Raw genomic sequence first — 16,402 nt, forward strand, 5'->3', positions numbered from 1 at the left:
TTAAGCGGGGATTTAAAGTTCGAAATTACATTCATCATTTGTTTACCGTATCAGCACTGTTGTTCCTCTCAATGAATAGGCCTGCCCTGTATCGCGGTTTTTAAAACTTAACATCCATACATACGTGCCTGCCGCCTGCGGGTAACCATTAATTCTTCCATCCCATTTTTTAGTCCAGTCTTTTGTTTCAAACACAAGCTGGCCCCAGCGATTATACACACGAAATATCAGGTTATCGGCCTTGTATGCATTTAACGGATAAAGATAATCGTTAAGGCCATCTCCATTAGGTGTAAATGCACCCGGCACGGCAATATAACAACTATAATGCACCTCAAGGTTTTGATAGGATGTATCGAAGCAGCCAAGATCATTTTCAACAACAAGTGATATCGGATAAGTGCTTCCATTCCTCGTTAAAGGATAAGGATAATATTTTGGAGAAGGGTTTTGCATAACGGTAACAGCGCCATCACCTAAATTCCAGTACCAGCTTACAATTTTACCAATGCTTGAATCAACAAATTGTGCCGGGTCTTCAGGGCATAATTCAGGCGAAGGCAAAACATTAAAACGTGATACCAGTTCGTTATCGAGCAATATATCTGCAGTTGCAGAATCAGAACACAGATCATTGCTCACATATAATTTGATATGCTTGCTGCCATAATCATTAAAGACAAAAAAAGAATCCCTTGCATCACTTGTTCCGTTTGCATCAAACGTCCAGTCCCAGTTATTAACCTGGTTTCTGCCATCGTGGCTATAAAATAAGGTATCATTCACACAGCCTAAACCAACGCGGTAACTAAAATCGGCTGAAACGATATCTGCCGTTACAAAGTTTAATGAAGATCCGGCAGGCGTTTCCTGCGAACATTCATCATAAATTGTATTGCCATCCGTTCCTTCCTTAAGCGTGATTACAAAATTACCGGCAGTTTGAATTGCTTTATTAAGCTTTACTGTAATAACATTACTTACGCCATTATTACAATTTTCACCTGCGGCTGATACAATTGAAACCGGCGCTGTTCCGGTAATAACAAAATCACTTCCATTGGCAGCAACCGAACTGCAAAGCATCGGCTTTTGAAATACAAGTTTTATTTCATCCGGGGCGCATCCAACCGGTGCAATACTGTCCATAGGCGTAGGTACAAGCGGATAAACAGTGAATGATATTTTTGAATCGGGAGGAATATTATTGGCGCAGTTATCAAGAAGTGTATTGGCATCATTGCCATTTTGAATATTCAAAGTATAATTACCCGGAGGTAATGGTTTATCTAATGTAACCTGCAGCGAGTCCATATCAAATGAATTGCTGCAATTAATGCCTGCCGCCAATTTAACTTTAGCAACTGAAGAAGTCAATACAAAATCGCTGCCGTTTGCAGCAAGGCTTGAACATTTTACCTTCTTGTTTAGCTTGATATAAATAACCTGGCCCGAACAATTTGCACTTGCTGCAAGCATCTGCGGCTTTAACGGGTCATCAATGCTTGCAGTACCACCTTTAAAATCAAGATCGTAACCGCTTTGATTATCACCTGAAAAATGGCTTATCAGCAATAAGTATTCATGCCCTTCCGTGATCGTGGGCATTTTGCTGTAAGTAGTTAAATGAGCATTTGGGTCAGATGCACAGCTTATGTTATTTGAATTATTTGCCGAAGTGCCTGTAACGCCATAACTGCCACTCCAGTTTCCCGTAACAAACAGTGCCCTGTTTGTATAAACTTCCGATGGATCATGCCCGGTAATATCAAAAAGCTGCCAGTCATAATCATCGCCCAAATCTTCCGGCGTTATTACAAAACCAAGCGTACCGCTTTCATAACACATAAACCTGTACCAGAAAGGATTAAAATCAACATAACTAACGCCATCACTGCAGGGAACCTGAACTTCATGATTACTGCAGGTGGGCACACTTGACTGGTGAAAAGTTTGAACGCCACAAACCGGGAAAGCGGTTTGCGGTGTTTGGCCCAGCGTGGTACATGCCTGGCCCTGGCCTCGCAGAAAGCTTATTAATAGCAGAAAAAGTAAACCGGAAATTCTCCCAAGCATATTTCACAAATTAAAATAATTGCTTTTAATTATTAACTGCTATTAAACAAGACGTAAATGAAGCCTGAATCGTTGTAATTAATTATTTTTTTTAGAGAAGTTCCATAAGAAATAATGCGAATAAACAGTTGCTATAATGACTGCCATATCCATTTCAGAAAACAATCCTGATAAACATTAATGCCTGAAATGCCTCATTCCCGTAATAACCATTGCAAGATTATTTTGCACACAATAATCAATGCTGTCTTTATCCCTTACTGACCCGCCAGGCTGAATAAAAGCTTCAATGCCCGCTGCATGCGCTAATTGCACACAATCATTAAACGGAAAGAAAGCATCGCTTGCCAGCACTGCTCCTTTCAAATCGAACTTAAATTGTTTTGATTTTTCAATGGCCTGCCGCAAAGCATCAATGCGGCTTGTTTGCCCGCAGCCTTTGCCAACCAGTTGCCTGTTTTTTATTAAAGCGATGGCATTGCTTTTTAAATGTTTGCAAACAATGTTGGCAAATGCAAGATCAGCATGTTCCTGCTGCGTTGCATTGCGTCCTCCAACTTCTTTCCATTCATTAAAATTACCTTTGTCATTGTCCTGCACCAACGTGCCATTCAATACGGATTTATATTGAATTTGCGGGGCATATGTTCCTGTTAGCTGTAAAAGGATCCTGTTCTTTTTTGATTTCAATATCTGCAATGCATCTTCATCAAAAGCAGGCGCAATCAGCACTTCAAAGAATATTTCATTAATAGCTGAAGCTGTTGCTGCATCTATAGGTTTATTGCACACAAGCACACCGCCAAATGCACTTTCAGGATCACCGGCCAAAGCAGCATCCCAGCTATCTTTTACTGATGTGCGTTGTGCAACGCCGCAAACATTGGTGTGTTTAATTATAGCAAAAGTTGTTGTATCAAACTCGCTTATTAATTGTATGGCAGCATCTATATCAACGAGGTTATTGTAAGATATTTCTTTACCATGTAATTGATTAAAACAATTTTTCAAATCACCGTAAAATACGGCCTGCTGATGCGGGTTTTCACCATATCTCAATCCCTGTTTTTCATGAAAAGGATTGAACAGCGCCTTGTTAAAATAATTACTGATAGCTATATCATAATTCATAACTACTTCAAATGCTTTAGCTGCAAATTGTTTACGCTGTTCAAGCGTGGTTTCACCTTGCTGAGCATCCAATAAAGACACAAGCGGCTGGTAATCTTCTTTGGCAGCAATAACCAATACATCTTTAAAATTTTTGGCCCCTGCACGAATCATGGAAGGGCCGCCAATATCAATTTTTTCAATGATTGCCTTTTCAATGCCACTGTTATCGCCACTGAATAAAGGCGAGGCATGCTGCGCCACCGTTTCTTCAAAAGGATAAAGGTCAACGATCACCAAATCAATTTCAGGTATTTTATACTGAGCCATTTCCTGCAAATCCTGTTCAACATCCCTTCTGCCCAAAATGCCGCCAAACACAGACGGGTGCAGCGTTTTAACCCTTCCGCCGAGAATAGAAGGATAAGTGGTTAACGATTCAACGGGAATGCATTTTATATTAAGGTCCTCAATAAATTTTTGCGTGCCGCCGGTAGAATAAATTTTAATGCCGAGCTTTTCAAGCGTTTTTACAACAGGCTCCAGTCCGTCTTTATAAAAAACAGAAATTAATGCGCCTGATATTCTTTTTTGCATGAGAATGTGAGTTTAAACCTGTGATTTCAAAATAAAAGCACCTTGTTCCGGTACTGAATAGAAGCGCAAATGTAATTGCTCAAATTCTTTTTTCCATTTTGAAAATTTCCAGGCCGGCACGCTGCTGTCTGCAACAACATATTTACAATTAAAAAACTGATTCAATTGAGCAGGTGCAATGGTTGTATTATTGGAAAGTATTATTATATCAACACTTATCTTTTCAGGCGGCTTAGCCTGAGGCATTTTTCCCGAAAGCACTAATACGTTTAAAGCGTTTAGCTGAATGATGAAGTTGGAAATATCAGGCAGAATAATTTCTTCGGAGGCATAAAGCCTGTTTCTTGTGCGGGCAGGTTTAATATTAAAATTCCTGAGCACTGCGTCTTTTATCACAACTGAATCACCAAAGAAATGACAATCTTTTCCTGCAATAAGATCTATTGCCCGATGCTTTGGAACATTATAAACAATTAGTTTCTGCTGTGTTTTGTGTTGAAAAATATTTATATCCCGAAGAATAAAAAACAACACCATACATAATAATGCTGCAACTGCATTTTTTGCATGCCTGGTAAACAGCCAGCATGTAACCATCGTTGTTATTGCAAATAATATCAGTAACTGCAGCAATGAAATTTGCAAACCATTCCACACAGAAAAAGGCAGCTTATCAAGATGCATAGTGAAGGCATTCATCAGCCATAGCAGTGCTTCCGTTAATTTACCTATGAATAAATTGATATGAGGCAACCATGCAAAAAGGAATAAAGCAAGTTCTGCTATAAGCACAAGGCTTGATAAAGGAACAACAACCAGGTTACTGAATAAAAACAACAAAGGCAACTGGTGAAAATGGTAAATAACCAGTGGCAGCGTAAATACCTGTGCGCATAAACTAACAGCACACATATCCCAAACCCATCTTAAACTTTTGTTTTTAAAATAAAGCCGGTTTCTCACCGGTTTGAAAAAAAGCAGTATTCCAAACACTGCAGTGTAAGACAATTGAAATCCAACATCCCATAAATAAAAAGGATTAATAAGCAACAGCACAAAGGCAGAAGCAGCAAGCGTATTATAAACGTTAGTATCCTTACTTATAATTTTTCCAAGCAGGATAAAAGTAAACATAACGGCAGCCCTTAACACAGATGGAGCAGCGCCGGCAATAAGCGTGAACAGCCATATAATAGCCAGCACTACAACCGGCTCCAGCCACCTTTTGGTGCGTGATGATTTGATTAATGAAAATAAACGAAGCAGGCCTGCGTAAATCATGGCAAGGTGCAGGCCGCTTATGGCGATTATATGTACAACACCGGTGTTGCTGTAAGCTTGCACGAGGTCTTTATCAAGATCATTCCTGTAACCAATCAATAAAGCTTCTGCAATGCCCAGTTCATTGGGAGAATGAATGTTTTGTCTTAGTGTTTGCAGAGCCTTATCTCTTATCATAAATAGAAAATTCTGTACAGCATTTTTGTTTTGTGATGAAAGAATATGATAATCATCTGCAGCAAGAAATACCTGTGCCGTTATATCCTGGAACAAGCAATAACGATTGTAATTAAAAGCCGCCGGGTTGCCGCTGTTTCGTATGGCCTGCAAAGATTTATTGGAAATAATTTTAGAGCCATAATACAACTGAGGCTTCAATGAATCTTTTTTAAAATAAAGCAACACTTTGCCTTTTGATGAAACCCATGAATTATTATTATACACAGCATTTACTTCAGCAAGCGCCTTATAAGAATTAGGCTTTTCCTGTAACGGCTCAAGTATTGTAAACAATACAGCATTGTCTTCTTTATAATGCTTACCATACCAGCCTTGATTATTGGTGATATTCTTATTGAACAGTATCAGCATACCAACGCCACAAAAGAGCATTAGCCACAGCACGCCCCCTAACCATCGATACATAAATTTCTTTGATATGGGCAATAAGCCAAATGCAATTAACAGCAATACCGAAAGGCATATAAAGATCAAAATAAATTGCAGTGTAATATTAAAATACCATCCTGCAATTATACCTGCGCATAATGCAGCAATCAATCTTACAAAGGGCAAGCGTTTAAAATACATTCAGGTTTGGATTAAGTATTTTAAAGTTATTTACTTTATCTTTTTTGTTCAATATCAATCATTGTTTTTTTTAATTTCCCATACTAAAAACAAAACTTTAACTGCATTAACTAAAAAAAAGCTTACTTTTGCAGTCCGTTTTATTGTTTAACAAAATTTCTTTTGCCGAATGTTCTCTAACAGTCTGTTTGAAAAATTGGAATTAAGCGAAGAAAAAAACTTACTTATCCAAGGTCTCCCTTCTTCAATTGAAAAACAGTTCGCAAAATTATCTTACGCAAAAAATGTTACGCCGCTCTTAAAATCAAAAAAAATTGATTTTGCTTTGGTTTTTGCAGTTAACCGTAATCAATTGTGTAACATTTTGCGTGACGTTTTTCCTGCCTTGCATAAAAACAGTAAACTATGGATCGCTTATCCTAAAGTTACAAGCAAAATTGCCAGCGATTTGAACAGAAATGCAAACTGGGAGGTTTTAAGCGATTGCGAATATGAAGCCACTTCCCAGGTGGCACTGGATCATGTTTGGACAGCATTATTATTTAAGAAAAATTGCTGTGAAGAACCTGCCATTTTAAAGTCAAAATCGAGATCTGTACTGTCGGAAGCTGATTGATTCTTTTAAAGCATTGCTTATATCTTTTCGTACCATGCCAATTTACGTGGCATGATTATTTCTTTTTGTATACAGTACTTCAGGTATTACCGTTTGAATGTTTTAAAAAATAACGGTAATTATCAGGATGCATAATTTTTTGCATTAACACCTGAGGTTTCATTTATACACAATTCAAAATTGAAAAAGATGAAAGGTTTAGGCATTGTATTAATCGTTATTGGAATAATAATGATGATTTTTCGCAGCGTTAATTTTACTACAAAAGAAAAGGTTGCCGATGTGGGCCCGCTCGAAATCAACAAAGAAAAAAATAATTCTGTAAACTGGCCTTTGTATGCCGGAGCAATTGTAACTGTTGCAGGTGTAGTGGTTTTAGTGGCTGGTAATAAAAAGTCATCGTGACTTTATTCTTTTAGCCTATCAGCAACTTGACTTATAACAAAAAAAAGAAGTTCCAGGGTAATTTTTGGAACTTCTTAAAGCGTTTTCCAGGAAGCCTATTCAGAGTTAATTTACTCGAAAGATTAATAACGGTTATAACCACCGCCTTCGCCACGATTACGGTTGTAACCGCCACCGCCACGGCTTCCGCCGCCGCCACGGTTGTAACCACCGCCGCCACCGCCAAAACTCTTCTTCTTGTAACCGCCACCTTCACCTTCTTTACGAGGTGCAGATTCGTTCACAACAATCTTTCTGCCGGATAACTCAGTATCATGCAGGTTGCTGATTGCCTGGCGGGCTGCTTCATCGTCACTCATTTCAACAAAACCGAAACCTTTGCTGCGGTTGTTGTTAAACTTATCAGTAATAATTTTGGCAGAAACCACTTCGCCGTAAGGCGTAAATAAATTGTAAAGGTCATCACTGGTTAGGCTCCAGTTTAAGTTTCCTACATAAATGTTCATACTTAAATGTTTAGTTTTTAAAAAGAACAGAAACCCAAAAATCAAAAACATTTACGGGAAACGTTTAGGAGCAATGGACTAATCTGTAAAAATATACACGAAAATATGGGAAATATTGATTTTTCTGCTTCCCACGTAAAAAATATTAAAAACTTAATTACAAGGCGTATTTATATAAAAAAAATTGAATTTATTTTCAACCCGTATCTATATTGTCAAAAACTATTAAAACTTTACACTTATACAAAACCAAAAATGCTTACTTTATAATTAATAGGGCTAAGTAAAATCCTGCCATCAACATCAGCAAACCTCCATATTCTTTCTTCTGCCAGCCTTGTCATTATCCATATATAAATGCTTTAAATCAATGTTAATGCACTAAAATTTTATTTTATCAGAAATATTTAGCCAGCGCTTCTTTAAGATCATCAGGAATACTTCTTCGCTTCCAGGTTTCTTTGTCAAGAAAATATAAGCTCACCCTTCCGGCTGCAAGCAGCTTGCCTTCTTCATTAAAAACATCCTGGTGAAATTCTATATGATATGATTCAGGCAGTTTGCGTACCTGGGTTTGTATGGTTAAAAGATCATCGTAAGTTGCAGGACGCAGAAACTTTGTATATAATTCAACAACCGGCATTATTACACCTTCATCTTCCATGCGCTTATAGGTAAAGCCCAAAGCGCGAATACTTTCCACGCGGCCTATCTCAAAGTATTGTGCGTAATTGCCGTAATACACTACATTCATTTGATCTGTTTCAGCGTAGCGCACACGTGTTTGAGTGGTTGATTGATACATGTTTTTTTAATTATGCTGAATAGAATTAATGCAGTACAAGGGTGTGGCACAACCGTGTTTTACAACTTACTCCTGTTCGTACCAAAAATCATTTATTAATCATGCCATCAACGCTTACTTTTCCGGGGCCGCAAAACAACAGGGTAATAAAAGCGCCGAGAAATAAAATAGCAAGTTCAGATTCTGACATTGGCTTTGCACCGTTGGCGCCAAAAATCACAACCAGCATAGCAATGATTAAAGGAATAGCGGCAAGCCTTGTAAACAATCCAAGTATAATGAATGCGGCGCAAATTACTTCTGCAAATATGGCCAGTACCAAACTGAAGGTACTTCCCATTCCCAAAAAGTTGTAAAAGCGGGTGTGCAGCTCTTCAAATTTTACCATTTTGCCGTAGCCGTGTTTTGATAATAATAACACGCCGAAAAAAATCCGTATCACTAACATGGAAAAATTAAAAGCAGCATCGCTGTATTTAACTGAAAGGAGTTTCTTCATGAATGAATATAATTTTCAAATGCAACAATCACGGCAAAAATAAAGGTCTCCATCTTTATCCACAATTAAAACACATATTGATTGATGTTATTTTTTGTTGACAATATCTTTAACCGGTTTTGCTTTTATTTAAGAAAGCATTTAAAATATTTGCATGCATACATCGTTGAGGAAATTTATGAAGTACAAAAAGTTAGCCGCTTTAATATACCTTCTGTTATTGATTAACTATTCTAACGCGCAATCAACAAAGATTTATAATGATCCTGATGCTGCTTTTAAGCTGGCAAAAGAATTATACCAGCAGCAAAAATTCAGCCTGGCTTACCCGCAGTTTGAGAAACTGTATTTAGATAAAGCAAGGCAAAGCAGCATACCCATAAGTGTGCAAACTGAAGCAAAATATTATGCCATTGCCTGCCGCCTGCAACTAAATGATATGACTGCTGCTGACGAAGCAATTGATTTTATTGAGCTTGAACATAATGCACCGCGCATTGAAATGATGTGCTATCAACTGGCTGAGTATTATTACAGGCAAAGTAATTTTACTGATGCAATTACTTATTATGAAAAAGCAGGCTTGAATAATTTAAGCAATGAAGAAATTGCCAACATGCGTTTTCATGAAGCTTATGGCTATTTTACCATGCAGCAGTTTAGTAATGCAAAGCCTTTGTTTGAATCAATAGCACAAATTCCTTCCGACCCTAATTATTACGACGCGAACTATTATTATGGCTATATAGCTTTTGCTGATAAAAATTATGCGCAGGCTTTAAACTCGTTCAAGGTAATTGAGAAGCAACCGAAATACCAGCCAATCATTCCATACTATATTGCTGAAATTTATTATTACCGTGGTGAAAAAGATGAAGCTTTAGCATATTCGGAAAGCGTGCTGGAAAGAGGCAATCAATATTACGATTTGCAATTGCGTGAACTGGCCGGCCATATTCATTTTGAAAAAGGGCATTACAAACAGGCATTGCCTTATCTTGAAAAATATGTGAGCAATACGCCTAAAGTAAGCCGCGAGGATTTATACGAATTATCCTATTGTTACTATGATGCAAAACAATATCAAAAAGCAAGCGATGGTTTTAAAGTGCTCGGCGGCAAACAGGATACCATTGCTCAAAACAGTATGTATTTATTAGGCGACTCTTATTTAAAATTGAATAATAAACCCGGTGCAAGAAATGCATTTTTATTCTGCGCGCTTAACAGCAGCGGCAGCAAACAAAAAGAAATTTCACAGTTCAATTATGGCAAGCTGTCGGTGGAATTAGGTTATACAGATGTTGCTTTAACAGAATTAAGATCTTTTATTTCCAACTATCCTAATTCTGAATATTCAACCGAAGCAAAGGAGCTGCTGGTAAACGTTTTATCTAATACCAACAACTATGCTGAGGCACTGCATTTGCTGGATGCTATAAACTCTCAAAGCGATATTGTAAAACAGGCTTATCCCAAAATTTTATATGGAAGAGCTGTCGAGTTTATCAATGACCAGCAAATTCAACAGGCAGATAATTTACTGAACAGGATATTCAGCGCGGAATATAACGGCGCATACATTAGTTATACGAATTTCTGGAAGGGCGAAATTGCTTATCGCCTTAATAACTATGATTCCGCAGTTTACTATTTGCAAACTTATTTAAGAAACCCGGCTACAAGTGGCGAAGTGAATACAACCAACGCACATTATACTTTAGGCTATGCTTACCTGCGCCAGCAGGATTATGATAATTCGCTGCAACATTTTGAACAAGTTGCTACAACGGTAAACGGCAGCGCCGCTCCTTTACAGTCTGACGCTTATTTGCGTGAAGCGGATTGTTATTTTATGAAGAAACAACTCAGCAGGGCATTGCCTATGTATGAAGCTATTGTAAATTATCAATTGCCTTCGGCTGATTATGCATTGTACCAGAAATCAGTTATTTCAGGCGCAAGCGGCGATTATGCTCAAAAGGTTTCATTGCTTCAATCTATACAAAACAGGTATCCGTCTTCAACATTAATTGCAGACGCCAACATGGAAGTTGCTAATACTTACCTGGCAAGTGAACAATATGATGCAGCGGTTAAACCGTTAAACGTAATCATCAACAATAAAAATGCTGGTGCATTTAAACCGCAGGCTTATTTAAAGTTGGGCGTGAGTTATTTTAATTTAAAGGATAATCAAAATGCATTAAATAATTTTCAAAAACTCATTTCAACCTATCCAAATTCCCCTGAAAGCGATGAAGCAGTTAATTATGTGCGTGACATTTTTGTGAGCATGCAAAAGCCTGATGACTTTGTTGCTTTTATGCAAAGGAGCGGTAAAACAGTGAGCTACTCAGAGCAGGATTCATTAACGTATTCAATTGCACAATCAGCTTATGAAGACCGCAATTTTGATAAAGCTTTACCGGCGCTTACAACTTATCTCACAAAATTTCCCGCAGGCAAATATTCAGTTGAAGCCAACTATATGGCGGCTGATATTTACAATACGAGAAAAGACTTTCCACATGCATTAACTTATTACAATAACGTAGCTGCAAAAGCGCCAAATAATTTTGCAGAACAAAGTGTATTGCAGGCAGCCCGTATTAATTATTTTGAATTGAAAGATTATAAACAGGCTGAACAATATTTTGCCCAGTTAAAAAATATTGCGACAACACCTGAAAACACATTGGAAAGTGAACGCGGTTTATTGCGTTGTCAATATAAACTGAACGAGTTTGATGCAGCATTAGCCAATGCACAGGATCTGCTGCAGCAAAAAGGTATTGCTTCAGATGATAAGGCAATGGCTAACTTAATCATCGCTAAAAATTATCAGAACAATAACCAGCTTAACGATGCAAGCACAGCATATAAAGCTGTTGTAAACACAGGAAAGAGTGAATATGCAGCAGAAGCACGTTATCGCATTGCAGAAATTTTACTGCAGCAAGACAAATTAAAAGATGCGGAAAAAGCAGGTTTTGATGTAATAAACAAAGCAGGCAGCTATGATTACTGGATAACAAAGGCCTATATTCTTTTAGGCGATGTTTACTTTAAAGAGAAAGATTATTTTAATGCAGAAGCCACATTGCGCAGTGTTGTTGAAAATGCAGGCGATGCACAATTGAAGCAGGAGGCGCAGCAAAAATTAAACATAGTAGTTGCAGAAAAAGATAAGAACAGTAAGGTAGCACAATAATAAATTTTGAATACACAATATGTAATAATCAATATTCAATTCGATGATTTTAGTGTTGATTATTAATTTATAAATGCAAGCACTTAAAGCATGAAATATATAATAGCATTTTTCATTTTTGTTTTTATATCATATACAGGTTTTGCACAACGTACAAAGAATGCAAAGCAGCAAAAAGCCGCATCTGATACAGCGTTGCCGCCAAGAACAGTAATTGTTACATCTGAATTTGCACCGGCTTTAAAGCCAACTTCAAAAATAAATTTTAACGGCGCCACACCTCTCCCCGATTCGGTGAGGCCAAAACTTGATTATAACATTCCTGTTCAAAATCTTTCGTTTGCTTACAAATCACCTGCATTAAAAGCGCTTGCAGAAAGCATTGATTCAAATGTTCGCTGGAATAATACCAACTTTATAAAGCTTGGTTTTGGCAACTATACAACGCCCTATGCACAAGCCGGTTTGTCTTTAGGTGATGGCGCAAATTCTGTCATTAACTTAAATGGCTTTTATACTTCATCCAATGGCTCATTACAATATCAGAACTTTAATAAATTAAGTCTTGAAGGCATCGGCATTTTCACTTCGCCCAATAATAAAAATGAATGGAATGCAAATGCTTACTTTAAAGGCACAACACAATATTTATACGGATTTCAGCCAGACAGTTTAAAGTTTGATAAATCAGATCTGAGACAAAGGTTTGCTTCCTTTGGCGCCAAGCTTGGTGTGCGTAATAAAATAAAAAACGATTTCGGTATTGATTATAACCCTTCCATTGGATTTAATGCATTTGGCGATAATCATAATGGAAAGGAAATGACTTTTATGTATGATGTGCCTGTGACTAAATCCATAACGGATGTTTTCGATTTTAATGTTGGCATAAACGGAAGCTTCAGCAGGTTTAATGGTGATACTGTAACTATAAAAAATTCCATTTTTAATGTGGAACCTTCACTGGCTTATAAAACATCAAACATAAAAATCGTTGCAGGGCTTACGCCTTCCTGGAGCAACAGCACATTTAACCTGTTGCCCAATTTTACAGCAGATGTAAAACTGAATGAAGAGAAATTCATTTTACAGGCAGGCTTCATTGGTTATTATAACAGGAACTCCTATCAAACACTTGCAGATTTTAATCCTTTCATACAACAACCCAACGAATTAATTAATTCATTAGTGAAAGAATTTTATGGCGGATTTAAAGGCAGCGCCGGGGATCATTTTACTTACAATGCAAGAGTATCTATCTTAAAAATAAATAACCAGCCTTTATTTATAAACGATACAGCTACAGGCAAATCGTTCCAGGTGGTGTATGAGCCGGACATTAACAATATGCGTGTGCATGGTGAAATTGGTTATACATCAGGTGAAAAATTTTCTGCATTGGGTGGTATCACCTTAAACAGGTATGCCGGCCTTGATGTATATGATAAAGCTTTTGGTTTAATACCAACGGAAATAAATGCGGCCATCCGGTATGTAGCTATTAAAGATTTATTATTGAAAGCTGATGCATATTTCTGGGATGGCGCAGCATACAGCACAAAAACTATTTCTTCAGGCAAACTTGATCCCGCATTCGATTTAAATCTTGGCGCTGAGTTTTCCTTCTTACCTCAATGGAAAGCATGGCTGCAGTTTAATAATGTTTTCAACAATAAATATGAAAGATGGAAACAATATCCCGTGCTTGGGTTTAATATGCTGATTGGAGTTGTATATTCGTTTGGCGATATAAGAAAATAAATGAGCCATACATAGCAATCAAAAACATGCCAGGTTTTTTATGGCCAATTCAACCTGGCAACAGGAATAAAAATTATAATAGGTTAAATAATGCTGAACGAGGTTACCAAATATCTTATCCTGCACAAACACATTGCATTGCCCGGCATTGGAAATTTTTCTGTTGAAACAAAACCTGCACAACTTGATTTTGTTAACCGGAGCATAACCTCGAAAGAAAATACAATTGAATTTACCAATGATAAACATGAACCTGAAAACGCTTTTTATAATTTCCTTTCTTTTGAATTAAAAACAGATGAAGTAACAGCAAAACAATACTTCAATGAATTTATTGCCAGGTTGCGTAATGAACTGAATGAGAAGAAGACTATTTATTTAAAAGGCATTGGCAGGTTAACCAAGCAAAATGCAGTATCATTGGCGTTTGAACAGGAAGTAAGGCCTGCTTATTTTCCTGAGCTTGTTGCTGAAAAAATTATCCGTAAAAATGCCGGTCATACCGTAAGGGTTGGTGAAGATGAGAGGACATCTCAAGAAATGCATACCGTATTGCAACAGGCGCAAACATTGAGAAAAGAAAAATGGTGGGTAACCGCCGGCATACTTGCTTTGATAGGAATTGCTGCTATAATTTTTTATTACGCCGTATATAACAATTGATATATACTATGCTACTAAATTAGCATGGAGATAATGTTAATGGGTCTTGCTTATTAATTCCTTCTCGAGTACCATAAATTCAAGTGGCTGCAAATGTTTACCGCTTAAATCATCTTCTTTAAAAGGAATTCTTTCACCGGTATCATAATAGTTATTTCGCTTGTACCAGGCTATTAATTCTGCACGTGCAGCAATTACAAGCATATAAATATAATTGCAATTAAGATTCCGTGCATATTCTTCTGCAGCCAACAATAACTGCCGGCCAATACCGCCACCCTGCAATTGCGGGGAAACACTAAACATGCCGAGATAAATTTTATTGTCGCGTTGCTGCAGGTTCACACAACCTGTTATTTCGTTTTGAGGATCCGTATATTTCAGCATAACGCTTGCAGGCGTTTGCATAACACGTAAAAGATCATTGTAATCGGTGCGCACATCACCGGCAATTAAATCAGCTTCAGTGGTCCAGCCCTGCCTGGAGGCCTCACCTCTGTAAGCGCTGTTAAGCAAAACAAGCAGTGCTGGAATATCGCTGGTAGTTGCAAGCGTAATAGCTGCATTTGAAAAACTAACCATGTTATAATTACATGTATTCTTTTATATCCGCCATTAAACGACGGGCAATATTATCAGCAGTGGTTTCAAAATTGCTTTCGGCATAAATACGGATAATCGGCTCAGTATTACTGGTACGTAAATGAACCCAGTCTTTATCAAACTCTATTTTCAGCCCGTCTTCTGTATTAACAGGGTGGTTTTTGTATTTGCGCTGCAACTGTTCAAAAATGCTTTTTGTATTAACGCCGTTTGACAGCTCTATTTTGTTTTTGCTGATAAAATAATCGGGATAGGTTTTACGCAATTGCAAAACGCTTTTATTATTTTTTGCAAGATAAGTTAAGAACAAAGCTATGCCGGCAAGCGCATCACGGCCATAATGTAACTGCGGAAGAATAACGCCGCCATTGCCTTCACCGCCAATAACAGCATTCACTTCTTTCATTTTCGTAACAACATTCACTTCGCCAACGGCACTGGGAAAATATTCGCCGCCATGTTTAACCGTTACATCTTTTAATGCGCGGGTTGATGAAAGATTGCTTACCGTATTACCCTTTGTTTGCTGCAATACATAATCTGCCACTGCAACCAGAGTATATTCTTCACCAAACAGGCTGCCATCTTCGCAAATAAAACAAAGCCGGTCAACATCAGGGTCAACAGCAATGCCAATATCTGCATGCAGCTTCTTTACTTCGTTGCATATACCGTTCAAATGTTGCGGCAATGGTTCCGGGTTGTGCGCAAACTTTCCGTTCACCTCTTCATTCAATAAAATAATATCTTTTACGCCAAGCGCTTTTAATAAAGCGGGAACAGCTATTGCACCTGTGCTGTTTATACAGTCAACAACAACTTTAAATTTTTTCTTTTTAATGGCCTCCACATCCACCATTGGCAACTGCACAATGGTTTCGATGTGTTTTTCCATGGCAAAGTTATCGTTTGTAACTGTACCCAATTTGTCAACAGCTACAAAACCAAACGCTTCGCTATCTGCAAGTGCAAGTAAGCTTTCACCATCAGCAGCGCTTAAAAATTCACCCTGTCCATTCAATAATTTTAAAGCATTCCATTCGGCGCCGTTATGGCTTGCTGTAATAATAATTCCACCATCGGCATTATTAAAACCAACGGCCATTTCTACAGTTGGCGTTGTGCTTAAATCGAGATTTATTACATCAATTCCGCTTGCAACCAATGTGGATATTACAAGCTGCTGTATATATGGCCCGCTGATACGGCCATCTCTGCCAACTACAACGGAATACCTGTTTTTTTTATCCTGGTTTTGCTGCTTCAGCCATTCGGCGTAAGCAGCAGTGAACTTTACAACATCTAAAGGGCTTAAAGAATTTGTGGGTTTTCCTCCTATCGTGCCTCTTATTCCTGATATACTTTTTATTAAAGCCATTTTTGCGGTTATTTGCAGTGCGCAAACATACCGTAAAAAACAGAAAGCTGTTTTATGGTGAATAAATATTCCGGCTAA

The 16,402-nt window shown here is 37.7% G+C and carries 13 protein-coding genes; 5 read left to right on the top strand and 8 right to left on the bottom strand.

Translation table 11 applies throughout. The features are described from left to right. Nucleotides 1-42: 42 nt before the first annotated feature. The 3 genes from BM015_RS06720 to BM015_RS06730 all read right to left on the bottom strand — a co-directional run bounded on the left by BM015_RS06720 (nucleotide 43) and on the right by BM015_RS06730 (nucleotide 5,874). A complete protein-coding gene (locus tag BM015_RS06720) occupies nucleotides 43-2,076 on the bottom strand; it encodes a T9SS type B sorting domain-containing protein (RefSeq protein ID WP_090656446.1) in 2,034 nt (677 codons plus the stop codon). A 177-nt stretch (nucleotides 2,077-2,253) separates the two neighbouring features. Then, entirely contained in the window at nucleotides 2,254-3,783 is a 1,530-nt protein-coding gene (purH, locus tag BM015_RS06725; RefSeq protein WP_090656449.1) for a bifunctional phosphoribosylaminoimidazolecarboxamide formyltransferase/IMP cyclohydrolase, read from the bottom strand. Nucleotides 3,784-3,795: 12 nt separating this feature from the next. Then, nucleotides 3,796-5,874: a ComEC/Rec2 family competence protein gene (locus BM015_RS06730; protein ID WP_090656452.1), complete on the bottom strand. Its 2,079-nt coding sequence runs from the start codon at nucleotides 5,872-5,874 to the stop codon at nucleotides 3,796-3,798. A gap of 196 nt (nucleotides 5,875-6,070) precedes the next feature. On the opposite strand from BM015_RS06730, the gene BM015_RS06735 reads away from it, so the two are divergent. Next, entirely contained in the window at nucleotides 6,071-6,490 is a 420-nt protein-coding gene (locus BM015_RS06735; protein WP_245751273.1) for a hypothetical protein, read from the top strand. A 189-nt stretch (nucleotides 6,491-6,679) separates the two neighbouring features. Continuing rightward, nucleotides 6,680-6,895: a hypothetical protein gene (locus BM015_RS06740; protein ID WP_090656458.1), complete on the top strand. Its 216-nt coding sequence runs from the start codon at nucleotides 6,680-6,682 to the stop codon at nucleotides 6,893-6,895. 122 nt (nucleotides 6,896-7,017) lie between these two features. Here the strand turns inward: BM015_RS06740 and BM015_RS06745 are convergent, their stop codons facing one another. From BM015_RS06745 to BM015_RS06755, 3 genes are all read right to left on the bottom strand, one after another. Then, nucleotides 7,018-7,401: an RNA recognition motif domain-containing protein gene (locus tag BM015_RS06745; RefSeq protein WP_090657080.1), complete on the bottom strand. Its 384-nt coding sequence runs from the start codon at nucleotides 7,399-7,401 to the stop codon at nucleotides 7,018-7,020. 397 nt (nucleotides 7,402-7,798) lie between these two features. Then, complete coding sequence (locus BM015_RS06750) at nucleotides 7,799-8,206, bottom strand: acyl-CoA thioesterase (RefSeq protein WP_090656461.1); 408 nt, start codon at nucleotides 8,204-8,206, stop codon at nucleotides 7,799-7,801. 88 nt (nucleotides 8,207-8,294) lie between these two features. Beyond that, complete coding sequence (locus BM015_RS06755) at nucleotides 8,295-8,705, bottom strand: DoxX family protein (RefSeq protein ID WP_090656465.1); 411 nt, start codon at nucleotides 8,703-8,705, stop codon at nucleotides 8,295-8,297. Between the two features lie 178 nt (nucleotides 8,706-8,883). On the opposite strand from BM015_RS06755, the gene BM015_RS06760 reads away from it, so the two are divergent. The 3 genes from BM015_RS06760 to BM015_RS06770 all read left to right on the top strand — a co-directional run bounded on the left by BM015_RS06760 (nucleotide 8,884) and on the right by BM015_RS06770 (nucleotide 14,343). Next, nucleotides 8,884-11,919 carry a tetratricopeptide repeat protein gene (locus BM015_RS06760; RefSeq protein WP_090656468.1) on the top strand — a complete coding sequence of 1,012 codons (3,036 nt, stop codon included), beginning with the start codon at nucleotides 8,884-8,886 and terminating at the stop codon, nucleotides 11,917-11,919. A gap of 90 nt (nucleotides 11,920-12,009) precedes the next feature. Continuing rightward, a complete protein-coding gene (locus BM015_RS06765; protein ID WP_090656471.1) occupies nucleotides 12,010-13,680 on the top strand; it encodes a TonB-dependent receptor in 1,671 nt (556 codons plus the stop codon). 90 nt (nucleotides 13,681-13,770) lie between these two features. Further along, on the top strand, nucleotides 13,771-14,343 hold the full coding sequence (locus tag BM015_RS06770; protein ID WP_090656474.1) for a hypothetical protein: 573 nt from the start codon (nucleotides 13,771-13,773) through the stop codon (nucleotides 14,341-14,343). 36 nt (nucleotides 14,344-14,379) lie between these two features. Here BM015_RS06770 and BM015_RS06775 read toward each other — a convergent pair whose 3' ends face one another. Together BM015_RS06775 and glmM are read right to left on the bottom strand one after the other, a co-directional pair. Further along, entirely contained in the window at nucleotides 14,380-14,925 is a 546-nt protein-coding gene (locus BM015_RS06775; protein ID WP_090656478.1) for a GNAT family N-acetyltransferase, read from the bottom strand. A gap of 7 nt (nucleotides 14,926-14,932) precedes the next feature. Next, complete coding sequence (glmM, locus tag BM015_RS06780; RefSeq protein ID WP_090656485.1) at nucleotides 14,933-16,324, bottom strand: phosphoglucosamine mutase; 1,392 nt, start codon at nucleotides 16,322-16,324, stop codon at nucleotides 14,933-14,935. Nucleotides 16,325-16,402 lie beyond the last annotated feature (78 nt).

The sequence above is a fragment of the Parafilimonas terrae genome, from assembly GCF_900115755.1.
GTDB classification, from domain to species: domain Bacteria; phylum Bacteroidota; class Bacteroidia; order Chitinophagales; family Chitinophagaceae; genus Parafilimonas; species Parafilimonas terrae.